Annotated in this window: 24 protein-coding genes and 1 other RNA gene; 11 read left to right on the top strand and 14 right to left on the bottom strand. The window is 66.2% G+C overall.

Annotated features, from left to right (window positions below; translation table 11 throughout):
* Positions 1-36: 36 nt before the first annotated feature.
* Positions 37-267 carry a hypothetical protein gene (locus BMY25_RS07895; RefSeq protein ID WP_092496085.1) on the bottom strand — a complete coding sequence of 77 codons (231 nt, stop codon included), beginning with the start codon at positions 265-267 and terminating at the stop codon, positions 37-39.
* Positions 252-2,006 (bottom strand): MDR family MFS transporter, encoded by a 1,755-nt coding sequence (locus tag BMY25_RS07890; RefSeq protein WP_092496084.1) that lies wholly within the window; start codon positions 2,004-2,006, stop codon positions 252-254. Before BMY25_RS07890 ends, BMY25_RS07895 begins: the two co-directional genes overlap by 16 nt.
* An 81-nt stretch (positions 2,007-2,087) precedes the next feature.
* Between BMY25_RS07890 and BMY25_RS07885 the strand changes: the two genes are divergently transcribed.
* The 4 genes from BMY25_RS07885 to BMY25_RS07870 all read left to right on the top strand — a co-directional run bounded on the left by BMY25_RS07885 (position 2,088) and on the right by BMY25_RS07870 (position 6,563).
* A complete protein-coding gene (locus tag BMY25_RS07885) occupies positions 2,088-2,732 on the top strand; it encodes an ATP-dependent zinc protease family protein (RefSeq protein WP_238858216.1) in 645 nt (214 codons plus the stop codon).
* Positions 2,729-3,634, top strand: coding sequence for a 30S ribosomal protein S6--L-glutamate ligase (gene rimK / locus BMY25_RS07880; protein ID WP_092496082.1), 906 nt, complete (start codon positions 2,729-2,731; stop codon positions 3,632-3,634). Before BMY25_RS07885 ends, rimK begins: the two co-directional genes overlap by 4 nt.
* Before the next feature lie 124 nt (positions 3,635-3,758).
* On the top strand, positions 3,759-5,525 hold the full coding sequence (locus tag BMY25_RS07875) for a DEAD/DEAH box helicase (protein ID WP_092496081.1): 1,767 nt from the start codon (positions 3,759-3,761) through the stop codon (positions 5,523-5,525).
* 144 nt (positions 5,526-5,669) lie between these two features.
* Positions 5,670-6,563, top strand: a complete 894-nt coding sequence (locus BMY25_RS07870; RefSeq protein WP_092496149.1) for an aldo/keto reductase — start codon at positions 5,670-5,672, stop codon at positions 6,561-6,563.
* 61 nt (positions 6,564-6,624) lie between these two features.
* Here the strand turns inward: BMY25_RS07870 and BMY25_RS07865 are convergent, their stop codons facing one another.
* From BMY25_RS07865 to BMY25_RS07850, 4 genes are all read right to left on the bottom strand, one after another.
* Positions 6,625-7,872, bottom strand: a complete 1,248-nt coding sequence (locus tag BMY25_RS07865) for an Hsp70 family protein (protein WP_092496080.1) — start codon at positions 7,870-7,872, stop codon at positions 6,625-6,627.
* A gap of 95 nt (positions 7,873-7,967) precedes the next feature.
* On the bottom strand, positions 7,968-8,492 hold the full coding sequence (locus tag BMY25_RS07860; protein WP_143061909.1) for a hypothetical protein: 525 nt from the start codon (positions 8,490-8,492) through the stop codon (positions 7,968-7,970).
* A gap of 4 nt (positions 8,493-8,496) precedes the next feature.
* The gene (locus BMY25_RS07855; RefSeq protein ID WP_092496078.1) at positions 8,497-8,982 is read right to left on the bottom strand and encodes a TrmO family methyltransferase domain-containing protein; all 486 of its coding nucleotides are present in this window, start codon (positions 8,980-8,982) and stop codon (positions 8,497-8,499) included.
* Positions 8,983-9,036: 54 nt separating this feature from the next.
* Positions 9,037-9,750 (bottom strand): 3-keto-5-aminohexanoate cleavage protein, encoded by a 714-nt coding sequence (locus BMY25_RS07850; RefSeq protein ID WP_092496077.1) that lies wholly within the window; start codon positions 9,748-9,750, stop codon positions 9,037-9,039.
* 158 nt (positions 9,751-9,908) lie between these two features.
* Here BMY25_RS07850 and BMY25_RS07845 point away from each other — a divergent pair, with 158 nt between their 5' ends.
* The 3 genes from BMY25_RS07845 (at position 9,909) to BMY25_RS07835 (ending at position 13,154) form a co-directional block, all read left to right on the top strand.
* On the top strand, positions 9,909-10,898 hold the full coding sequence (locus BMY25_RS07845; RefSeq protein ID WP_428976944.1) for an ArsR/SmtB family transcription factor: 990 nt from the start codon (positions 9,909-9,911) through the stop codon (positions 10,896-10,898).
* 2 nt (positions 10,899-10,900) lie between these two features.
* Entirely contained in the window at positions 10,901-11,800 is a 900-nt protein-coding gene (gene metF / locus BMY25_RS07840; protein ID WP_092496075.1) for a methylenetetrahydrofolate reductase [NAD(P)H], read from the top strand.
* A 133-nt stretch (positions 11,801-11,933) separates the two neighbouring features.
* Complete coding sequence (locus BMY25_RS07835) at positions 11,934-13,154, top strand: alanine racemase (RefSeq protein WP_092496148.1); 1,221 nt, start codon at positions 11,934-11,936, stop codon at positions 13,152-13,154.
* Between the two features lie 86 nt (positions 13,155-13,240).
* On the opposite strand, the gene BMY25_RS07830 is transcribed toward BMY25_RS07835, so the two are convergent.
* Positions 13,241-13,666 (bottom strand): DUF4345 domain-containing protein, encoded by a 426-nt coding sequence (locus BMY25_RS07830; RefSeq protein ID WP_238858220.1) that lies wholly within the window; start codon positions 13,664-13,666, stop codon positions 13,241-13,243.
* Between the two features lie 103 nt (positions 13,667-13,769).
* Between BMY25_RS07830 and BMY25_RS07825 the strand changes: the two genes are divergently transcribed.
* On the top strand, positions 13,770-13,952 hold the full coding sequence (locus BMY25_RS07825) for a CsbD family protein (protein WP_092496074.1): 183 nt from the start codon (positions 13,770-13,772) through the stop codon (positions 13,950-13,952).
* A gap of 351 nt (positions 13,953-14,303) precedes the next feature.
* On the opposite strand, the gene BMY25_RS07820 is transcribed toward BMY25_RS07825, so the two are convergent.
* The 6 genes from BMY25_RS07820 to BMY25_RS20740 form a co-directional block, all read right to left on the bottom strand.
* On the bottom strand, positions 14,304-15,005 hold the full coding sequence (locus tag BMY25_RS07820) for a metallophosphoesterase family protein (protein WP_092496073.1): 702 nt from the start codon (positions 15,003-15,005) through the stop codon (positions 14,304-14,306).
* Between the two features lie 9 nt (positions 15,006-15,014).
* Positions 15,015-15,812: a nucleotidyltransferase gene (locus BMY25_RS07815; RefSeq protein ID WP_092496072.1), complete on the bottom strand. Its 798-nt coding sequence runs from the start codon at positions 15,810-15,812 to the stop codon at positions 15,015-15,017.
* Between the two features lie 72 nt (positions 15,813-15,884).
* Positions 15,885-16,478 (bottom strand): LysE family translocator, encoded by a 594-nt coding sequence (locus BMY25_RS07810; RefSeq protein ID WP_177176774.1) that lies wholly within the window; start codon positions 16,476-16,478, stop codon positions 15,885-15,887.
* 230 nt (positions 16,479-16,708) lie between these two features.
* Positions 16,709-17,062 (bottom strand): Omp10 family outer membrane lipoprotein, encoded by a 354-nt coding sequence (locus BMY25_RS07805; protein ID WP_092496070.1) that lies wholly within the window; start codon positions 17,060-17,062, stop codon positions 16,709-16,711.
* 124 nt (positions 17,063-17,186) lie between these two features.
* Positions 17,187-18,026 (bottom strand): L,D-transpeptidase, encoded by an 840-nt coding sequence (locus tag BMY25_RS07800; RefSeq protein ID WP_428976945.1) that lies wholly within the window; start codon positions 18,024-18,026, stop codon positions 17,187-17,189.
* Positions 18,027-18,116: 90 nt separating this feature from the next.
* Complete coding sequence (locus tag BMY25_RS20740) at positions 18,117-18,329, bottom strand: hypothetical protein (protein WP_177176752.1); 213 nt, start codon at positions 18,327-18,329, stop codon at positions 18,117-18,119.
* On the opposite strand from BMY25_RS20740, the gene BMY25_RS07795 reads away from it, so the two are divergent.
* The 3 genes from BMY25_RS07795 to rnpB all read left to right on the top strand — a co-directional run bounded on the left by BMY25_RS07795 (position 18,307) and on the right by rnpB (position 20,045).
* Complete coding sequence (locus tag BMY25_RS07795) at positions 18,307-18,801, top strand: DUF3597 domain-containing protein (protein ID WP_092496068.1); 495 nt, start codon at positions 18,307-18,309, stop codon at positions 18,799-18,801. The two genes, BMY25_RS20740 and BMY25_RS07795, sit on opposite strands and share 23 nt — an antisense overlap.
* 185 nt (positions 18,802-18,986) lie before the next feature.
* Entirely contained in the window at positions 18,987-19,565 is a 579-nt protein-coding gene (locus tag BMY25_RS07790) for a hypothetical protein (protein ID WP_092496067.1), read from the top strand.
* An 81-nt stretch (positions 19,566-19,646) separates the two neighbouring features.
* Positions 19,647-20,045, top strand: an RNA gene (gene rnpB / locus BMY25_RS07785) — RNase P RNA component class A.
* Between the two features lie 119 nt (positions 20,046-20,164).
* Here rnpB and BMY25_RS21090 read toward each other — a convergent pair.
* On the bottom strand, positions 20,165-20,620 hold the full coding sequence (locus tag BMY25_RS21090) for a lytic transglycosylase domain-containing protein (protein ID WP_346432142.1): 456 nt from the start codon (positions 20,618-20,620) through the stop codon (positions 20,165-20,167).
* Positions 20,621-20,919 lie beyond the last annotated feature (299 nt).

The following is a 20,919-nucleotide window of genomic DNA, read 5'->3' as shown; positions in this document are numbered from 1 at the left end:
GTGATGCGTTTGTGAGGCGGAATGTCGCAGACCTGATCAGGCTGCGGGCAGAGGCGGCTCCGTCATGGAAGCGCGGGCGAGCCTGTCCAGCATGGCGCGAACCTCCGCGTGCTGCTCGGGCGCCCAGCGCGAAAGCAGGTCCGCCATGGCGGCCCGGCGGGCGGCGGTCAGCTTCTCCATGACCGCGCGCCCGGCGTCGGTGAGGGAAGGGAGCTCGGCGTCCGCCACCATCCCGCGGCCGACGAGAGCGGTCAGCGGTGCCGCCATTGCCGGGGTGGGAACAAGGCGCGTTTCGTCCGGCTTTCCTGAATCGAAGATCCGCGCCAGCAGCCAGACTTCCGCCGCCGTGAGGTCGAGCCCAGCCCGCCTGGCCAGCGCATCGTAGAGCTGCCGGCGGTTTTCACGCTGCTCGAGCCGCAGCAGGATGCGCTGCAGTTCCTCCAGGGACGTCGCGTCGCGGGCATGGCGAAGCTCTCCGCCACGCCGTCGGCCCGCGCCGTCTGCCGCAGCGGGATCTCGCGCAGGAACAGGGTGAAGATCAGCGCGCAGGCGGCAATGATGGCGGCGGAGAGAAAGACCGGCCCGAGCGCCAGCGCGAACCCTTCGATATAGAGTGTCCGGAGCGCCGCGGGCAATCGCGCCAGAGCCGCCGGATCGGTCGCCGCGGGAAGAGGGGTTCCGGCCGGAAAATGCGAGGCAAGCTGGTTTTCCAGCTGGTTCGAGAAGATCGCCCCGAACAGCGAGACGCCGAGCGAGCCGCCCATGGAGCGGAACAGGGTGACACCCGAGGTGGCGACGCCCAGTTCGTGGTACGGCACCGCGTTTTGCACGGCGAGCACCAGCACCTGCATGACCATGCCGAGCCCGAGCCCGAGGATCAGCATATAGCCCGAAGCGGTCCAGACGCCCGTTGCTGCGGAAAGGCGCGACAGCAGAAACAGCGCCAGCGCCATAACCGCCGTTCCGGCGACAGGGAAGAGTTTGTAGCGCCCGGTTCGGCTGATGATCTGGCCGGCGGTGATGGAGCTCACCAGCACGCCGGCCATCATCGGCGTCAGCTGAAGGCCGGAGCGCAGCGGGCTTTCCGCCTTCACCACCTGCAGGAAGAGCGGCATGAAGCTGACCGAGCCGAACATGGCGAGGCCGACGATGCCGCTGACGACCGACGAGATCAGGAAGATGCGGTTGCCGAAAAGCGCGAGCGGCAGGACAGGCTCGCTGGCGCGGCGCTCGGCGACGATGAAGAGCGCGCCGAGCACGACCGCCACGGCGATCAGGCCGAGAATGGGGCGGCTGGACCAGGCGAGCGTGGTGCCGCCGAGGCTGGTGAAGAGCACGACCGCGGAAAGCGCGCCGGCAAGGCAGGCGGTGCCCGCATAGTCGATCGAGGGGCGGCGGGTCACGCGGGTGGCGCGGAACACGGACGCGATGACGGCCAAGGCCAGCACGCCCACCGGCAGGTTCACGTAGAAGATCCAGCGCCAGGACAGATGATCGACGAAGAAGCCGCCGATCAGCGGACCGATCACGGTGGAAAGGCCGAAGACGCCACCGAAGAGGCCCTGATAGCGGCCGCGCTCGCGTGGCGGCAATATATCGCCCACGACGGCCATGGCGGTGACCATGAGGCCGCCGCCCCCGAGCCCCTGCACGGCGCGGAACGCGATGAGTTCCCCCATGTTGCGGCTGAACCCGCATAGCGCGGAACCCACGAGAAACAGCACGATGGCGGATTGCAGCACGAGCTTGCGGCCATAGAGATCGCCGAGCTTGCCGTAGAGCGGCGTCACCACCGTCGTGGCGAGCATGTAGGCCGTGACCACCCACGATAGGTGCTCCAGCCCGCCGAGTTCGCCGACGATGGTGGGAAGCGCGGTGGAGACGATGGTCTGATCCAGCGCCCCCAGGAACATCACGAGCAGCAGCGCCGCGATGATGATGCCGACCGGCTGCCGTTCCGGCACGGCGGTCGGGGCCGTCTCGCTGGTAATTGTTCTGTCGCTCATGGTCTCCGTTCAATCCGGCCGCCCGTGCCGGGTTCCCGGCCGGAACGTACAAGGCAGGCCGGCATGTGGGTGAGATGCCGAATGGCTTCGCTGGATGGAACGGGGCTCTCCCTGTATGTTGCCGTTTCCCCCATGAGCGAGGTGCGCTTGAGAACCTTCCCGAAGATCCTGCTCGATGGCGACCGCCGGCTCGACCGCTTCCCGCCCGTCGACGCGGCCGGCGGCGACACCACCCATCCGGGCGGCATCGTGGTGGGCTGGCGCGAATGGGTGTCGCTGCCGGCCTTGGGGATCGGCCGGATCAAGGCCAAGATCGATACGGGCGCGAAGACCTCCGCGCTGCATGCCGACAGCATCGAGCACTTTCTGCGGGACGGTGCGAACTGGGTGCGCTTCGACGTGATCGGGGAGGGGGAGAACGTGCCCTGGCACGAGGCGCCGGTCGTCGGCCAGCGCCAGGTCAGGAGCTCCAACGGCCGGGCGGAACTCAGGACCGTGATTCTGACGCGGCTGGTGCTGGCCGGGCACTTCTGGGAGGCGGAAGTGTCGCTGACCAACCGCGGCAGCATGGAGCTTCCCATGCTGATCGGGCGCGAGGCGCTGGCCGGCCGGATGCTGGTGGACAGCGCCTGTTCGTGGCTGTGGGGACGCCCCGTTTCCCTCAGGACACGACGCCTGCAATCAGCTACAGCGAAGGCGGGGGACCGACCCGGAGACTATCCTTGAAGATCTGCATGCTGGCGCGCAATCCCAGCCTCTATTCGCATCAGAGGCTCGGCGAGGCGGCGCGCGAGCGCGGGCACACGATCGAGGTCGTGAACACGCTGCGCTGCTACATGAACATCACCTCGCACCGCCCGGAACTGCATTACAACGGCGAGAAGCTCGAGGGTTACGACGCGGTGATCCCGCGCATCGGCGCCTCCATCACCTATTACGGCCTGGCGGTGCTTCGGCAGTTCGAGATGATGGGTGTCTGGCCGCTGAACGAGTCGGTCGCCATCGGCCGCTCGCGCGACAAGCTGCGCTCCATGCAGCTTCTCGCGCGCGAGGGCATCGGCCTGCCCGTTACCGCCTTTGCCCACGATCCCAAGCAGACCAACGAGGTCCTGAAGATGGTGGGAGAGGCGCCCGTCATCATCAAGCTGATCGAGGGCACGCAGGGCATCGGCGTCGTGCTCGGCGAAACCACCAAGTCGGCCAAGTCGGTGATCGAAGCCTTTCGCGGCGCCAACGTGAACATCCTGGTGCAGGAATTCATCCGCGAGGCCAACGGCACCGATATCCGCGCCCTCGTCATCGGCGGCAAGGTGATCGCCGCCATGCAGCGCAAGGGCGCGGACGACGATTTCCGCTCCAACCTGCACCGAGGCGGTCGCGCGACGGCCATTAAGATCACGCCCGAGGAGCGCTCCACCGCGATTCGCGCCGCCAAGATCATGGGCCTCAACGTCTGCGGCGTGGACATGCTGCGGTCAAACCATGGGCCGGTGGTGATGGAGGTGAATTCCTCGCCCGGCCTGCAGGGGATCGAGCAGGCGACGGGCAATGACGTCGCCGGCGCGATCGTCGACTTCCTCGTCCGCTCCGCCCGTCCCAACGATACTCGCACCAAGGGGCGCGGCTAGGGCCGAATTCGACCCCGCGCCGTCTGCCTCTCGTCAGCGCGGGGCAGGCATTCGCGGGAAATGCTAGGTTTTGCGGGCAAGCCGGTTTACAGGAGAAAACATCCTCCCAAATACCTGAGCCGTGATGCCTCTTTCGAACGTTGTACCTCCCCTTGCCCGAGCGCTCGAAGAGCGTGGTTATGCCGAGCTGACGCCGGTCCAGACGGCTGTGTTGCAGCCGGAAGCAGATGGCCGCGACCTGCTGGTTTCCGCGCAGACCGGCTCTGGCAAGACGGTCGCCTTCGGCATGGCCATGGCGCCCACCCTGTTGAACGGCGAGGAGCGACTCGGCCCGGCGGGCGAGCCGCTGGCCCTCGTCGTCGCGCCGACGCGCGAACTGGCGCTGCAGGTTCATCGCGAGCTGGAATGGCTTTATGCCGGCGCGGGGGCGAAGGTCGTCTCCTGCGTCGGTGGCATGGATCCCCGCACCGAGCGTCGCGCGCTGGCCAGTGGCGCGCACATCGTGGTCGGCACGCCCGGCCGCCTGCGCGATCATCTGGAGCGCGGCAACATGGAAACCGGTTCCATGCGCGCCGTCATCCTCGACGAAGCCGACGAGATGCTCGATCTCGGCTTCCGCGAGGATCTGGAGTTCATCCTCGACGCCACGCCGTCGCAGCGCCGCACGCTGCTCTTCTCCGCGACCATGGCGAAGCCCATCGCGGCGCTGGCCAAGCGCTATCAGCGCGACGCATTCCGCATCTCCACGGTGCGCGACAGCGAACAGCACGTCGATATCGAATATCGCGCCATGCGCGTCGCGCCCAACGAGAAGGAGCTGGCCACGGTCAACGTGCTGCGCTTCTTCGAGGCGCGCGGCGCCATGGTGTTCTGCTCCACCCGCGAGGCGGTGAAGCAGCTGACGGCGAGCCTCTTCGAGCGCGGCTTCGCGGTCGTGGCCCTGTCCGGCGAGCTCAGCCAGAACGAGCGCTCGCATGCCCTGCAGGCGCTTCGCGACGGTCGCGCCCGTGTCTGCGTCGCCACCGACGTCGCCGCGCGCGGCATCGATCTGCCGGATCTCGGCCTCGTCATCCATTACGATCTGCCGACCAACCGCGAAGGGCTGCTGCACCGAAGCGGCCGCACCGGCCGTGCCGGTCGCAAGGGCGTTTGCGTGCTGCTCGTGCCGCATACGCGCTGGCGCGCCGCCGACCGCATGCTGGGTTCTGCCAATATTCGCGCCACCTGGGGCGGCGCTCCGACCGCCGCCGAGATCACGGCGCAGGATCGCGAGCGGATCATGAAGGATCCGGCCTGGGCGATCGAGCCCGTGGAAGAGGACCTGGAACTCGGCAAGGTGCTGCTGGCGGAACACGGCGCTGAAAAGATCGCCACCGCTTATGCCCGGCTGGCCCGCGAGGGTCTGCCCGCGCCGGAAGAACTTTTCGAGCAGCCGGAACGCTTCGAGCGGCGTGATCGCGACGGTGGACAGAACGGCTCCGAACGGCGCGAGCGCGGACCCGATCGGGGCGGCGACCGTGGCCAGGATCGCGACTTCGGTCGTGGCCGCGACGCCGGTCCGGGCGGCCCGCGCCGTGACCGGGATGGCGAGGGCGGCGAAGGCGGCATCTGGTTCCGCATGAATGTCGGCCGCCAGCAGAATGCCGATCCGCGCTGGCTGCTGCCGCTGATCTGCCGCCGGGGCCACGTCACCAAGCGCGAGATCGGACAGATCCGCATTCTCGACCGTGAGACCAAGTTCGAGATCCATCCGGAGTCCGCGCCGCGTTTCGCCCAGTCGATCCGTCGCGAGGATACGGAAGATCCGAGCGTTCGCATCGAGCCGGTCCGCACCGAGATCGCGCCGCGCCCCAAGCCGGCGCACCGGCCGAAGAAGCGCCCCCAGGTCTGACACCTCCAGGGTATGGGAAGAGGGGTTCCTTGAGGGAACTCCTCGTGCCTTCCAGCCTTTAGTGAGCGGGCAGTTCTGCCCATGGATTTCGCCGGAGCCGTCGATCGTCTCCGGCATTTCTTTCCTCAGAGACAAGGCAAAGCCATGAGCGCATCCATTGAATCCGGCTCGGGGGCATCAGGTTCAGGCACGTTCGCGGTCGGTGGCGACATCGAAGTCAACCGGCTCGGTTTCGGCGCGATGCGCATCACCGGCAAGGGAATCTGGGACGAGCCGCAGGATCGCGCGGAAGCGCTCCGCGTCCTGAAGCGCCTGCCGGAACTCGGCGTCAACTTCATCGACACGGCCGACAGCTACGGCCCGGACGTCAGCGAGGACCTCATCCGCGAGGCCCTGCAACCCTATGGTGGCTTGCTGATCGCCACCAAGGGCGGTCTCGTGCGCAACGGCCCCGATCTCTGGGTTCCGGTCGGAAGGCCGGAATATCTGCGCCAGGCGGTGCTGATGAGCCTGCGCCGCCTCAAGGTCGAGCGAATCGACCTCTGGCAGCTTCACCGCATCGATCCCAAGGTGCCGCGCGACGAGCAGTTCGACGCGATCGCCGCCATGCAGAAGGAAGGGCTGATCCGCCATGTCGGCCTGAGCGAGGTGAAGGTCGACGAGATCGAGGCGGCCCGGAAGGTGTTCACCGTCGCGACCGTGCAGAACCGCTACAATCTCGTCGATCGCGGCAGCGAGGACGTGCTGGATTATTGCGGGAAGAACGGCATCGGCTTCATTCCCTGGTTCCCGCTGGCCTCCGGCAATCTCGCCAGGCCCGGCTCGATCCTGGATTCCATCGCGCAGGACCACAGGGCCACCCCCGGCCAGGTAGCGCTGGCGTGGGTGCTGAAGCGCAGCCCGGTCATGCTGCCGATCCCCGGCACCAGCAAGGTGAAGCATCTGGAGGACAACGTTGCGGCCGCCGCGATCCGGCTCTCCGATGACGATTTCGCGAAGCTGGACGAGCAGGGCAGGGCAGCCGCCAAGGCGAGCTGAGCCTCACCCGTCAAAGGAATGCGGGCGCGGTCCTTCGGGGCCGCGCCTTTTTCTTGCCCGCTCAGGCGTAGCGACGGGCTGCTTCCACGGTGAGGCCGATGCCGACGGAGCCGAAGGTGTCGCCTTCCACCACGCGCGCTTCGGGGGCCGCTGCTACGATCGCGGAGCGGACATGGGCAAGCTGCGTGGAGCCGCCCGTGAGGAACAGGGCGTCGATCCTGCCGTGGGCGAGCCCTGCCTGATCGAGGCAGCGGCCGATCCGCTGCGCGATGCGGGTCGCCAGATCGTCGGTGTGCCGGACGAGATCCTCCCGGCCGATCTCCGCGGCAAGCCCCGGCTCGATCCAGCCGAGCGAGACATCGCTTTGCGGGGCATCGGACAAGCCGATCTTGGCCCCCTCCACGTCGATAGCCAGCGTATGGCCGCGCTCTTCCTCGATCACGGCGATGAGCCGATCCAGCAGCTCCGGCTGCCTCGCCTCGCGGCGCACCTGCCGGATGTCGCGCATGGTCTTGGGGTCGTAGAGCCGGTTGATCGAGGACCAGGTCGCCAGATCGTGGAAGTAGCCGGAGGGCACGTCGAGGCCCGGCCGCTGCATGGGGCTGCGGAAGCCCAGGAGCGGCATCACCGTGCCGAGGCTGAGGAAGCGGTCGAAGTCGGTGCCGCCGATCCGCACGCCGTCATTGGCGAGGATGTCCTCGCCGCGCTCGGTCTTGGCGTGGCGCTCGGGACTGAGGCGGACGATGGAGAAATCCGACGTGCCGCCACCGATATCGGCGATCAGCGCGATCTGTTCGGAATTGATCTGCCGTTCGTAATCGAGGGCGGCGGCGATGGGCTCGAACTGGAAGGAAATATCGGTAAAGCCGATCTCGCCGGCGATGTCGCGAAGCGCATCCTCCGCCCGGCGGTCGCCTTCGGGATCGCCGTCGACGAAGTGGACGGGGCGGCCGTGCACGACCTGCGTGAGTTCCGTCCCCGCGGCCGCCTCGGCGCGACGCTTCACCTCGCGGAGATAGTCGGCGATCACCTCGCGAAACTTGATGCGGCGGCGGCCGATGGGCGTCGCCTCGTCCAGAAGGGCGCTGCCGAGCACCGATTTCAGCGCCCGCATCAACCGGCCCTCGACGCCTTCCACATAGGCGGAAATAGCGGCCCGGCCGATCTCCGCCTCGCCGTCGCGGCGATAGAAGATGGCGCTGGGAATGGTGACCTTGTCGGCTTCGAGAGCCGCGAGTTCGGGCCCCTCCCGGCGCACGGTTCCGAGCGTGGTGTTGGATGTGCCGAAATCGAGGCCGCAGGCAGACATGACGCAAAACTCCAAAGGGCGCGTCCCTTAACCGCTTTGCGCCCCTCGTACCACCCCTCACGTCCGGTCAGAGCGGAATGCCACAGCCAACCTCATCAGCAATATTCGCCTTCGAGGAAGAAGTGGCTGCCCAGCGCACGAAAATCGCGGGTGCAACCGTCGCGCCCCGGCCTATCCTCCACCTTTCGCTGAGGCGCATCGTCATAGACGAGTTCGACATTCCAGCCCATGCCGCCCCGCCAGTCCCAACTCTTCCGTATCCGCCCGCTTGCCGTCGGCGCGAGGCGATGGAGCTCGTGAAGGTGGATCGGCTTCACGATGGCGAACCGGATTTCGTCGCGATAACGGAAGCCGGCCAGCGTGATGGCGATGAAGAGACCGATCGCGATGCCGACCGAAAGAAGCCGGCGCGGGTCTCCCAGCATCGTCGCCAAACTCGGCGGCGGCGTCATTTGCAGCAGGAGAAGCAGCAGGATCGACATCGAGACGATCAGCGTCAGACCGCCTTCCCTGTCCCAGGCCATCGCCAATGAGAGGGCGATCGCGTAAAGCGCCGCGACCAGAGACGGTCGCCCCGATCGCCATCCCGAAGCGCCGCTCGTCACCGCTCCCGACGGCACGGCTTCAACCCTTGTAGCTCGGCGGAATGTCGATGCCCGCGATCCACGGCTTGAGATCGAGGATCGGCGTGCCGTCCAGGCAATCCAGCGCATCGATCTCGACGTGTCCGGTTTTCGCGTCGCAGGCGATGATCTCCACGACGGCGAGCGCGATCGGGTTCGGTCGTACCGGGGAGCGCAGGCTGAAGACGCCGGCGGGCTCGGGCCGCTTCTTCGGCGCCTGGACGATGAGGTCGCGCCGCGCTTCGTGCATCCAGTAGAGCAGGATCGCCGGACCGGGAACGATGTCGCGAAGTCCCCGCCGCCATTCCGGATCGATCTCCAGCAAGGAGGCGGCGCCGCGTTCGCGCGCCTGTGTCATGTTGTGCGGGCAGGCGGTGCGGCCGTCCCAGGGCGTGCGCGCGCGGCCGATAAAGACCAGCGACGCATCCGGCGTGCGCTCGGCGGGATCGAAGGGCAGGGCGATCTCGCCCTCGCGGATTTCGGTCATGTCGCGCCTGAACTCCGTTGAACCGCGCGGTGGTGCCCGTCTTTCACCATGGGTTCAAGCGGCGATGCCGACCGCCGCCGCCGCCAGTTCGGCATTGGAGCGGGCGGGCGCGCCGGACGGGAGATGGCGGCCATCCTCCAGCCCGATCCGGGTATCGAGACCGAGTTCACGGGCGCGCCGGCACATGGCCCAAATATTGTCGTCGAAGCCATGCAGCAGGCGGGGCACCCCGATCTTCGCCGCTTCGAGAATGGCGATCATCTCGTCGGCCACACGCCGTGCCTCGGCACTATCCGCTTCCTCGATTTCAAGCAGGATCCTCAGGCAGTCCGGTCCCTTGCCCAGATCGACGAGGCGTCGCGCATCCTGCGGTGTCGCAAGCCCGGCTTCCACGCCGATCCCCCTGCTCGTCACGAGGCCGATCATGTCGGCCGCGTCTGCCTCGCCGAGATTGACGGAAAGGTAATCGGGAAGCGCCTGCCATTCGCGAATGGCATCGAGCCGGGGCGTACCGGTGGGCGCGATCCAGTCGCCGGTGGAAAGGCCGACCGGCATGCCGGGGACGGCGGCGCGAATGGCGTGAAGCGCGGCCGAAACGTCGGTGGCGAGCAGGCTTTCCCGGCCCGCTCCGTCGCGCGGGTGAACGTGCAGTTCGGTGGCGCCTGCCGTTCGAACGGCCAGGGCATCCGCCGCCAGTTCGGCCGGCGTGAAAGGAACGGCCGGGCTGAATCGACGGTCTCTCCCGCCATTGAGACATGCCTGCAGCATCCGGACTCCCGTGTTTGTTGGAGATCCTAGGCCGGCTGTCGCCTGCCGCCTAATGCGGTGATCGTCACTGCTTGTTTTTGTCAGCTCGAACACATAAAGATATCGGCATATGTTTTAAGGCGAGGCGGTGGGCTGTGGGCTCTCAGGTCGAGGAACTGGTGCTTCAGCTGAAGGCCGCAGGCGATGAGACACGCCTGCGCCTGCTGGCGCTGCTCGACCAGGGAGAGCGCACGGTAAAGGAACTCACCGACATTCTCGGCCAGTCCCAGCCTCGCGTCTCGCGCCACCTCAAGATCCTGGCCGATGCCGGGCTGGTGGACCGCAATCCCGAGGGCTCCTGGGTCTATTACCGCCTCGCCGACGAGCTTCCGGGCCGCGCCTCCGGCCGCGAGACGGTGCGGGCGATCCTCGCCTGTGCCGATGCGGCGGATACGAACCTGAAGCGCGACCGCGAGCGGCTCGCGGTGCTGAAGCGGCAGAATCAGGCGTCTGCCGAGCGCTATTTCGAGGAACATGCCGCCGAATGGGATCGCATCCGCTCGCTGCATGTGCCGGAGCGGGAGGTCGAGGCGGCCGTTCTGGCGACCGCCGGCGATGGGCCGTTCCGCTCCATGCTCGATATCGGCACCGGGACGGGTCGTATGCTGGAGCTCTTCGCCGGCCGGACGGAGCGGGCGCTGGGCGTCGATCTCTCCCACGCCATGCTGGCCGTCGCCCGTGCCAACCTGGAGCGGGCGGGCGTCGGACAGGCGCGGGTCCGGATCGGCGACGGCAACAACCTGCCGGTGGTGCGCGAGAGTTTCGATCTCGTGCTGATCCACCAGGTGCTGCACTTCCTCGACGATCCCGCCGGGGCGATCGCCGAGGCGGCGCAGGCCCTTGAGCCGGGCGGCCGGCTGATCGTCGTCGATTTCGCGCCGCATGGACTGGAGTTCCTGCGCGAGAAGCAGGCACATCGGCGGCTCGGCATCGGCCACGGGTTGATGGAACAATGGCTGGCCAACGCGGGACTGGCGCTTGGCTCGGTGGAAGATCTGGCGCCTTCCGGCGATGCGGAAGCGCTGACGGTGACAATCTGGTCGGCCCGCGACAGGCGCGCTCCCGCGCTTGGCGAGAATGTCGGCCTGGGACTTGGAGAGACGGTTTGACGATGAACGAGGCCGAGCGCGGCGCGAACGGGAATGCCGAGGGGCTTGCTGTTTCCTTCGAGTTCTTCCCGCCGAAGAGCGACGAGCAGCTTCCGGGGCTTGAGAAGGCTGCCGAGCGGCTGGCCCGCTTCCGCCCGCAATTCGTCTCCATGACCTACGGCGCGGGCGGCTCCACGCGCGACCGTTCGTTCCAGGCGGTGCGCCTCATCATCGAAGGCACCGCGCTGCCGACGGCCGCGCATCTCACCTGCGTCGGCCAGAGCAGGGAGCATGTGGCTGAGGTCGTGGCCCGCTTCCGCGATCTCGGCGTCAGCCACTTCGTGGCCCTGCGGGGAGATTCCGAGGGAGGCCTCGGCGAGCCGTACCGGCCACATCCGGAGGGTTTTCAGGACACCGCCGATCTCGTCGCCTTCCTGAAAGAGGTGCCGGGGACGGAAGTCTCCGTTTCCGGCTATCCCGAGCGTCATCCGCAGAGCGCGGACTGGGCGGAGGATCTCGACGTTCTGAAGCGCAAGATCGATGCGGGCGCGGATCGGGCGATCACCCAGCTCTTCTTCGACAACGATCTTTTCGAGGCCTATCTGGAGCGCGTCCGGGCGGCGGGGATCGCGATCCCGATCGTGCCGGGCATCCTGCCGATCCACAAGTTTTCCGCCGTCCAGGGCTTTGCCGGACGTTGCGGGGCGACCATCCCCGAGCGGATCGCCCGCCGCTTCGAGGGGCTGGAAACCGACATGGATGCGCATCGCCGCACGGCGGTCGAGGTCGCGGCCGAGCAGGTGATCGGGTTGCGCCAGCTCGGTGTCGATTTCTTCCACTTCTACACGCTCAACAAGGGTGAGCTGGTGGAAGCCACGCTGGAAAGCCTCGGCCTGCGCGCGGCTGAGAAGCAGGCGGCCTGAAGCGCCGCTTCGGTCTTGATATCGTCACGGAAGCGTCGCTTGTGTTTCCGGCGAACCCGAATCGGGTTTGCCCGTTTCCAGCGTGAGTTCACGGGCTGAGTTGAGCCCTACTTTCCGGCCGAGGGAGAGACGCATCCAAAAGTTCAAGACCGGCCGGGACGCGGCCTATGCCCTGCGTCCCGATGTTCCGATTTACGGTTTTCGCCCGGAGGTCCTGAAGGCCGACGCCCGCGCCTTCGTGGAAAACTTCTCCGGCAAGACCGCCTATGCCGTGAAGACGAACGGCGAGGAGTTCGTGCTGAAGGCGCTGGCGGAAGCGGGGATCACCTGCTTCGACGTGGCGAGCCCGGGCGAGTTCGAGGCCGTGCGCGCCGTCTCGCCGGATGCGGAGATGCTCTACATGCATCCCGTGAAGGCGCAGTCCGATATCCGGCTGGCGCTGGAAAAATACGGCATCCGCGTGCTCTCGCTCGACCATGAGGACGAGATCGCCAAGATCCTGCGCATCGTGCGCGCCGGCGATCTCGATCCCTCCGAGATCACCCTTTACGTTCGCCTGCAGACCAAGGGCCATGCCGCCTACGAACTATCCAAGAAGTTCGGTGCGGCGCCCGCCCATGCGGTGGAACTCCTGCAGCGGCTCGACCGCATAGGCTTCAAGACCGGCCTCTGCTTCCATGTCGGCAGCCAGATGGACGACGCGGAAGCCTATCAGCGAGCACTCGCCTCGGCCGACTGGGTGCGCTCTCGCGCCGGCGTGCCGCTGGCCGGCATCGATGTCGGCGGCGGTTTCCCTGCGGAATACGGCCACGATCCCCGCCGCAAGAAGCCGGATTTTCCGACACTGCCGGAGCTGATGGGGCAGATCCGCACGGACATCGACGATTACGGCTTTTCCGACCTGCCGCAGATCGCCGAGCCCGGGCGCGTGATCGTCGCCCGCTCGTTGTCGGTGATCGTCCGCGTGCTCCTGAAGAAGGGCCAGCGGCTCTACATCAATGACGGCATCTGGTCGTCGCTGTCGGATTCCTGGACCGGCAAGATCACGCTGCCCGCCCGCTTCCTGCCCGATCCGTCGCGCAAGCGCCGCACCGGGAACCCGGAAAAGCTGGTCCCCTTCAAGGTCTGTGGCGCCACCTGCGACAGCGTCGACATCCTGTCGCGGCCTTTCTGGCTGCCGGAAACGGTGGACACCGGCGACTGGATCGAGATCGGCCATATCGGCGCCTATTCGCTGGCGCTGCGGACGCGCTTCAACGGCTTCTATCCCGACACGTTCGTGGAAGTGGAAACGCCCTTCGACGAGGAAGCGGGTCTGGAGAGCTTCGCGTCGCTCGAGACGATGGCCGACTGAGATGATAGGGGCAGCAGTTCTCTGCTCCCCTCGTGCAGAAGATGGAGACGCTCAGCGCGCTCCCCTTATGCTGGAGAGGAACGCGCTCAGCGCGTTCCGGCCTCCCGCGCGACGTGCGCCTGCCAGAGAACGAGCAGCGGCACGACGACGAGTTCCATGACGAGCCCGCCGACATGACCGAAGCTCGGCACGCCGTGCAGGCCGAGCGAGAGCAGGCGGGCAAGGCCCCCGGCGACGATCATCAACGCGCCCAGGCGGAAGCGCTCCGTCTTCCGTTCGATGTCGGGGATCGTGGAATAGAAGATCAGCCCCAGCATGAGGAATACGCCGGACAGGAAGCGGAAGTGGCTGTCGAGGTCCGTCGGCCAGGGCGGCGTCACGTCGAGAAATGCCGGACCCCTCACGACACCGAAGATGCCGGCGAAGAGCGGGATGAGGGCGAGCACGGCGATCGCGCATTGCAGCAGACGCTTCGAGCGGGGCGCACTCTGCGCCCGTCCATCCAGATTCACCAAGATCCAATCCCTTTCCTCAGCCTGTCTGCGAGCGGAACGTTTAGCTGGGCCAACCGTTCTCTCAACAGTCGATTATGACGTGAAACAAGGGAGCAAGATCATGGATAGCGATCGCATCGAAGGTATGGCGAAGCAGGCCAAGGGTGCTGTCAAGGATGCCGCCGGCAAGGTCACGGGCGACACCAAGCTCCAGGCCGAAGGCAAGGCCGACAAGGCCGAAGGCAAGGTGCAGAACACCGTTGGTGGCGCCAAGGATGCCGTGCGCGACGCCGCAGACAAGTAAGCTGATCTTCAGCTGAACGAAAAGGCCGGAGCTATGCTCCGGCCTTTTTCGTGCGCGTTTATGCGCGTAAGCCTGCACCGGCCCGGCTCCGAGTGCGAGCGCGACATGACGAGCCCGCTAAGCCGGGGGGCTTGCGGTCGGGTGACAGCTTGGTCATCTGGAATGTGGCCGCCGGTTTCGCAGGCCGGAACGCCGGGGCCGGGATCGTCTGCGACCTCAGCTGTACCCGACACCGCCTCCCGGGCAGGTGGCACGCACGGGGCCTTGAAGGTTGTCTCTGGCCTTCGATCCCTCGGAAAGAGGTCTGTGAGGGGGGAAGGTCGACCGAAATTCTCGGACCAACCCTGACGCCTAAACCTCGATCAGGTGATAGGGCCGCCCCGCCGGCTTTTCGATCATGCGGGCGCAGTTGAATACGGGAACTCCGTTCGGGGTCTTGCCCTCGAAGGCACCCCGATGGGCATGGCCGTGCAGGATCACGTTGACCTCGAAACGGCCGATCGTTTCCGCCAGCCGCGACGAGCCGAGGAAGGGGAAGATTTCCGGCGGCTCGCCCATCACCGTCTCCACGATCGGCGCATAGTGCAGCAACACCACCACGCGGCCCTGCCGCACACGGCGAAGCGCATTCTCCAGCCGCAATGCTTCCTGCACGCCTTCCGCGACGAAGCTCTTGATCGGCGCCTCGCCGAAGGAGCCCAGCATGAAGCGGCCAAAGCCACCGGCGAAGCCCTTGGTGCCCACGAAGGCAACTTCGTCGATCTCGGTCGAGGTGCCGTCGAGCAGGCACAACCCCGCCTCGCGCAGGATCTCGGAAACCTTCTCCACGCAGTCGGACTCGTGGTCGTGATTGCCGAGGACGCCCACCACCGGAATGGACAGGGAGGCGAGGTCCTCGGCAAGGATCTCCGCTTCCTTCACCGTGCCGAGATTGGTGAGATCCCCGCAAAGCGTCAGGACATCGGCGCTGCCTGAGATCTCGCTGAACAGTTCGCGGAAGGGATGCTTGTCGGTCTCTGTGACATGCAGGTCAGCCAGTCCGGCCACTCTCATTGCGCGCTCCTATGCGTCGTCTCTCACTCCGGCTTCGCCGATCGCGTCGGAGAAGCCCCATTCCATCACGTCGATCCGGTAATCGTGCTTGGAGAACATCCGACCGCGGCAGATGCGTGTCTCCGGCACCGGCAGTTCCTCCTGGAACTTCAGCCGGTCCATGAGCTCCGCCATGAGCCACGAGGGAATGCGATGCCGCTCCGTGGGATAGATGAAGCGGAAATTGAGGATGTGGACGAGGAGCACCTCCCAATAGGCCTCCATGTAGCTGAGCAGCCGCTTCCAATCGATGTTGTCGTTCTCGTGCAGCATCACGTGCACGACATCGGCGCCGTCGTAGCGCTCGCGGTTCTGGACGAAGACCTTGGACCAGATCAGTTCGGTCGGCGACAGGACCGGAACCTTGAAGCCCAGAATGTCCGCCTCGTGGCCGTCCTCGAACCACGCGTCTGTCACCGGCGTCACCGAAGCGGTGGAATTGAAGATCACGTCGAAGAAGAGCGGACCCTTCTTGACCTTGGCGAGCCAGCGTTCGTCCTCGATGGCCGTCTCGTAGCCGAGTTCGTGAAAGGTATGCAGGATGCGCGGGTAATCACCCGGCTTGCAGAAGATGTCGATGTCCTTGGTCGGTCGGCTGATGTCGGTATAGGCGCCGACGGCGAAGGTTCCCGCGACGAGGAACCGGATGTTCGATTCCGTCAGGACGCGCAGCACTTCCGTGTAGAACTGCGAAGCCTCGGGCGAAAGCTCAAGCGCGGGCTTGTGGATCGGCTCCTTGTCGCTTCTGTCCTGGCCGGGAGCCTGCATGTTCCGTGCTTTCCTGCTTCGTGATCGGGCAGGAGCAACGACGGAGCCGGGGCCAAGTTCCGGACGGACAGCTCAGACGAGCAGGACGAGCGTGGAGGCGAGCAGTACGCCCATGGCGATGTTGAAGGCGCGAAGAGCCCGTTCAGATCGGAGCCATGTCTGCAGGCCCGCCCCGAAAAGAAGCCAGATCCCGGCGCAGGGCAGGGCTGTCCCCGCGAAGATCACCGCGAAGGCCGTCGCCTGAGTGGCGGCGCTGCCGGGGTGGGCGTCGAGATAGGTGCCGACGGCGCTGGCGCAGATCAGCCACGCCTTCGGGTTGACCCACTGGAACAGCGCCGCTTCCAAAAACGTGACCGGGTTTGCGCGATCGGACGTTTTCGAACGGCCGGCCGTGGCGATCTTCCAGGACAGCCAGAGCAGCACGACGATGCCTGCGATCTTGAGTGCGCGCAGAAGGGTGGGGCTCTGGATCAGGAGACTGCCGAGCCCGAGCGCCACGATGAAGATCATCAAGGCGAAGCCGATTGCGATGCCGAGAAGATGCGGCAATCCCCGACGGATGCCGAAATTTGCGCCGGTGGCCGTGAGCATCACGTTGTTGGGCCCTGGCGTCACCGTCGCGACGGCGGCGAAGAGCAGGAAGGCCAGCATTTGCGACAGGGACATCGACGGCATCTCCGGACGTCAACCGGCTAAGGCAGCGTCCGGCGCGATGCAAGGCGGAGCGACGATGGAGCGGGGTCGTCGGAAAGACAGGCCGGCTCACCCGACGTCGGCACCAGTCGTGGCGACATCGCTCCGGAACAACCCTATTGCGCCGACACGTCGTCTCGGACGAGAACGGCGCCCCGCCTTGCAGCGGAGCGCCGTTCAGGATCGTCGAACTGACGTCTGGATCAGACGCGGTTCAGGACAAAGGAACCGCCGGTCGGCTGGTTGCACTTCAGGCTGTTCTTGCTCTGGAAGGTGCAGGAAGCCGACTTCTGCTGCTTGCCCTGCTTGGAGTACCAATTCACCTGCGTGACATTGCCGGTGTTGGTGTAGCGGCCATCGGCGAGAACCTCGTTGTTCTTGGTGAAGCGCGAGGTGAAGCTGCCTTCATGGAAGGTGGCGACCGAGACGCCATCCGCCGATTCCCAGCGGCCTTCGAGGTTGGAGGCGGACTTCATTCCCCCGCCGGCACCCATGGACTGGCAGGCGGCGAGCGGGACAACGGCTGCGAGAGCCAGAGCGGCGAGAGAGCGTTTCATTATTTCCGCCAAGGTTGGGAACTTCTCGAAGAAAGCCCCGGCGATTGAATCGTTCCACGTTTCGAACGTTCGCCGAGGCTTCGGAGCAGCCCCGGAAACCGGGACCGCAATGGCGATCAGGCCCTTACTGGCCCATCGTGTTGGGCACCGGCACCTTGCCCGTCGCCGTGGTCTGGGTCACGGGACCCTTTCCCTTGAGCATCGGGCCCTTGTTGCCCTGCTTCTTGTCGACAAGCTGGCCGTTTGCGAGCGGGATGACGCCGCTGGACGGCACGACCACGACTTCCGTGTTTTCCGGAACGCGCTCGTAGAGGTCCATCACGTCCTGGTTGATCATGCGGATGCAGCCGGACGAGACGCTTTTGCCGATCGTCCAGGGCTCAAGCGTACCGTGGATGCGGTAGAGCGTGTCCTTGTTGTTCTGCCAGAGGTACATGGCGCGGGCGCCCAGCGGGTTGCGCGGGCCGCCGGGAACGCCGAGGCCGCTCTGCAGCTGGCTCATATGCGACTTCAGCTCGGGCTGACGCTCGTACATTTCCTTCGGCGGGTACCAATCCGGCCAATGCTGCTTGGTCTTGATCGTGGCGATGCCGGACCAGGCGAAGCCCGCCTTGCCGACGCCGACGCCGTAGCGGATGGCGCGGCCGTTCGGCTCCACGAGGTAGAGGTAGTGCGCATGCGGGTCGATCACGATCGTGCCCACCGGCTGGTCGGTCTGGTAATCGACCTCGCGGCGCAGGAACTGGGGATCGACCTTGGACAGGTTGATCGCCGGAACCGGGAAAGGCTCGTTCGGGTTCGCGGCGTACATCGCCTGGTAATCGGGCGTCTCGCCCGGGCCGGGAGGAGCTTCCATCATCGGAGCGGCTTCCGCGACGGGGGCGCCGATGGCGGCCGGCGGCAGGACGGCAGCGGGCGGGGGAGGCGTGGTTTCCACGCAGCCGGCGAGCAGGAGAACGCTCATTGCGGCGGCGCCTGCGAGGGCGGCGCGGCTCTTCTTCAACATGGCAGGATGTGCTCCGGAGAGTTCGGATTCGAGGGTGTTGGCTGCTACTCATAAAGGAGTGGCGCGCGAAGGAGTGTTGTTGCCGCGCAACGGTTGACTTTTCATTCCGTCCCGGGCGGGCCGGTGAAGCTTCTGGCGGATCGCCGTTCCGGCTGGCCGAACTTCGCCGGGGAACATGCGCTTGCCCCAGCCGTTGGCTTGCCATCGAGCGATTAACACCACACCCAAAGGAGCTTCGATGAGCATTCTCGACAGGATCATGGGATCCATCTTCAACCGTGCGCACGCTTCGACTGCAGGGGCACAGCCGGCGGGGGCACAGCCGGCGGGCGCGGGGGCAGGTGGCGCTTCCGGCGCAAGCCCGGCTGCTTCGTCCAGCGCTGCCTCGTCCGCGGCATCGGCTGCTCCTGCGGCGACTTCTTCGGCAGCGGCGCAGGCCCCGGCCGCGAGCGCCGGTGCCTCCGCCTCCGGTGGTGGGAGCGTCGATGTGGCCGCCGTTCTCGACAAGGCCGTGCAGTCCAAGGGCGAGAAGCTCGACTGGAAACATTCCATCGTCGATCTGATGAAGGCGCTCGACCTCGACAGCAGCCTTGGCGCCCGCAAGGAGCTTGCCAGCGACCTGCATTATACCGGCGACACCAGCGATTCCGCCGCGATGAACATGTGGCTGCACAAGGCGCTGATGCAGAAACTCGCTGAGAACGGCGGCAAGCTGCCGGCCGACGTCCTGTAATCAGGGCGGTCGATCTGACCGAGCAAGCGGGGCGGCCGGGCTTAACGGCCCGGCTGCCCCGCACGCGCAAGAGCCTTGTCACCTTCCCCGGCCGTAATGATAGTCGCACGAACGATTCGGGGGCTGCGCGTTAGGCGAATGGCCCTTCGGCGGCCCGTATCGGGATCTGTTTTGAGGCGTCACCTATGAAGCGTATCGTCGTCGCGGCCGCATTTGCCGCTTTGCTTGTCGCGGGATGCGACAACAAGAAGGAAGCCGAGAAGGCGCCTGCCGACCAGACGCCGGCTCAGGCGGCCGATCATTCCGAGGCTGACCGCAAGGCTGCCGAGGCGGGCGACCGCGCCAAGGCGGCGCTCAGGGATTCAGCTGCGGCCGCCAAGGAGATGGCGGTGAAGGCCGGCCAGGCCGGCAGCGCCGCGATCGATGCGCTGAAGGCCAAGGCTCCGGAGATCAAGGAAAACCTGAAGAGCGCGGCCGACACCGTGCAGGACGCAGCCAATCAGGCCGTGGATACGGTGCAGGATGCAGCGGACGCGCTGAACGCCTCCATGGATGAGGGTGCCAGCGAGGGGAGCGACAACGGCGACGCCAGTCCCCCGGCGACCCGCGCGCGGAACGATGCGGCGCGGCAGCAGCCGGCGCCTGTCGGCCCGGAGGCAAACCCTCCTGCTGTCGACCCGATGCCGCGGAGCCCCGCTCCGGTAAACGGGACAGCTGCGGACCCGCAGCCCGCCAGTCCTCCGCCGGCTGCCCCGGCGCAATAAACGGGGGCGACCGGCGAGGAACATGGGACCGCCCGACCGATCGCCTTGACCTCGGGCGTGCCACCTGTCACCAGAAGCGCGCCAGTCGGCTGGACGGCCGCTCTTTCCGCTTCGCGGGAAGGGAGGAAAGTCCGGGCTCCATGGAAAAACGGTGCCGGATAACGTCCGGCGGGGGCGACCCCAGGGAAAGTGCCACAGAAAGCAAACCGCCGCGCAATTGGCTTCGGCTCGCGCGGCAAGGGTGAAAGGGTGGGGTAAGAGCCCACCGCGGACGCAGCAATGCGGACGGCAAGGTAAACCCCACCGGGAGCAAGACCAAAAAGGGACGGCACGGGCTCTAGCAGCCCAGCCTTTTCCAGGCCCGCCGTCCGGGTCGGTCGCGAGAAGCGTTCGGTAACGGGCGCTCCAGATGAATGGTCGTCGCGTCGGGATCGCAAGATCCCGGCCTTACAGAACCCGGCTTACAGGCCGGCTGGCATCTTCCCCATTTCCGTAAGGGCGAGCGGCGCTCGCATCCAACCGCGAAACCGCCTCGCCCAAAGCAAAAAGCGCCCTCGCGGGGCGCTTTCAGCAGGGTAACTTTCGATCGGGAAAAGGGCTTACAGCAGGCCGGGCTTGCTGGTGTCCACGTCCGAGATCGTGGCGACGCGCTCATCGGGCTCGTCGGCAGCGGCGCCCATGATGGACTTCACCATGCTGCAGTAGCGGGCCGAGGTCGCGTTCATCGAGGTGGCCGCGACGCCCGCATTGTACTTCAGGATCGTACGGCAGACGCTGCCGCCGCCAAGCTCGTGCGCCTGGGCAAGATACTTCATGCCGTAAGTAATGTTGGTTTCGGGATCGTAGAGGCCGGCGACGCTTCCGTGATAGCCGACACCGCGTGCCGTCTGGGCCTTGATCTGCATCAGGCCGATGGCGCCACCCGCGGCAGCCCGGGGATTGAAGCGGCTTTCGATCTGCACGACGGCACGGGCGAGCTCGACCGGAATGCCGTTGGCTCGGGCGTGCTTGGCGATCAGGCTTTCGATCGCGGCCGGTGCGTTGGCGCGGGCCACTCGGCCGCCGGACCGAGTTTTCGCCCGGCTCGATACATGGGAGTTTCTGTGGTAGCGGCCGTGCCGGGCCGAATGCTTACTTCCGTGAGAAGTATTCGAGGCATGGTGATGAGAATTAGCCAAGTGCTTCGTGTGATGTCCGCTGGCTGCCTGGGCTTCCGCGGCAGGAAGTCCAAGAAGACATGCGAAGATCAAGGCTGTCGCTCGGCTGCATACGCTCATACTCAATTCCCTGTACCCGTGGGATCATTGTCGCCCTGCGGCGAGAAGGGGCACTAAAGTCATGATGTGGCGAGAAT

Source organism: Faunimonas pinastri (genome assembly GCF_900110915.1).
GTDB classification, from domain to species: Bacteria; Pseudomonadota; Alphaproteobacteria; order Rhizobiales; family Afifellaceae; genus Faunimonas; species Faunimonas pinastri.
The sequence above is the reverse complement of the archived record's forward strand: the minus strand, read 5'-3'. Positions and strand labels throughout refer to the sequence as shown.

What these genes read in the sequence shown, in the direction of transcription:
- BMY25_RS20740 (WP_177176752.1), bottom strand. Translation starts at nt 18,329, where the DNA reads ATGATCCTGTCGAGAATGCTCATCGAAGCTCCTTTGGGTGTGGTGTTA.
- BMY25_RS07875 (WP_092496081.1), top strand. Translation starts at nt 3,759, where the DNA reads ATGCCTCTTTCGAACGTTGTACCTCCCCTTGCCCGAGCGCTCGAAGAG.
- BMY25_RS07865 (WP_092496080.1), bottom strand. Translation starts at nt 7,872, where the DNA reads ATGTCTGCCTGCGGCCTCGATTTCGGCACATCCAACACCACGCTCGGA.
- BMY25_RS07790 (WP_092496067.1), top strand. Translation starts at nt 18,987, where the DNA reads ATGAAGCGTATCGTCGTCGCGGCCGCATTTGCCGCTTTGCTTGTCGCG.
- BMY25_RS07810 (WP_177176774.1), bottom strand. Translation starts at nt 16,478, where the DNA reads ATGTCCCTGTCGCAAATGCTGGCCTTCCTGCTCTTCGCCGCCGTCGCG.
- BMY25_RS07850 (WP_092496077.1), bottom strand. Translation starts at nt 9,750, where the DNA reads ATGCTGCAGGCATGTCTCAATGGCGGGAGAGACCGTCGATTCAGCCCG.
- BMY25_RS07825 (WP_092496074.1), top strand. Translation starts at nt 13,770, where the DNA reads ATGGATAGCGATCGCATCGAAGGTATGGCGAAGCAGGCCAAGGGTGCT.
- BMY25_RS07855 (WP_092496078.1), bottom strand. Translation starts at nt 8,982, where the DNA reads ATGACCGAAATCCGCGAGGGCGAGATCGCCCTGCCCTTCGATCCCGCC.
- BMY25_RS07805 (WP_092496070.1), bottom strand. Translation starts at nt 17,062, where the DNA reads ATGAAACGCTCTCTCGCCGCTCTGGCTCTCGCAGCCGTTGTCCCGCTC.
- BMY25_RS07815 (WP_092496072.1), bottom strand. Translation starts at nt 15,812, where the DNA reads ATGCAGGCTCCCGGCCAGGACAGAAGCGACAAGGAGCCGATCCACAAG.
- BMY25_RS07890 (WP_092496084.1), bottom strand. Translation starts at nt 2,006, where the DNA reads ATGAGCGACAGAACAATTACCAGCGAGACGGCCCCGACCGCCGTGCCG.
- BMY25_RS07885 (WP_238858216.1), top strand. Translation starts at nt 2,088, where the DNA reads ATGGCTTCGCTGGATGGAACGGGGCTCTCCCTGTATGTTGCCGTTTCC.
- BMY25_RS07870 (WP_092496149.1), top strand. Translation starts at nt 5,670, where the DNA reads ATGAGCGCATCCATTGAATCCGGCTCGGGGGCATCAGGTTCAGGCACG.
- BMY25_RS07795 (WP_092496068.1), top strand. Translation starts at nt 18,307, where the DNA reads ATGAGCATTCTCGACAGGATCATGGGATCCATCTTCAACCGTGCGCAC.
- BMY25_RS07820 (WP_092496073.1), bottom strand. Translation starts at nt 15,005, where the DNA reads ATGAGAGTGGCCGGACTGGCTGACCTGCATGTCACAGAGACCGACAAG.
- metF (WP_092496075.1), top strand. Translation starts at nt 10,901, where the DNA reads ATGAACGAGGCCGAGCGCGGCGCGAACGGGAATGCCGAGGGGCTTGCT.
- BMY25_RS07895 (WP_092496085.1), bottom strand. Translation starts at nt 267, where the DNA reads ATGGCGGCACCGCTGACCGCTCTCGTCGGCCGCGGGATGGTGGCGGAC.
- BMY25_RS07800 (WP_428976945.1), bottom strand. Translation starts at nt 18,026, where the DNA reads ATGAGCGTTCTCCTGCTCGCCGGCTGCGTGGAAACCACGCCTCCCCCG.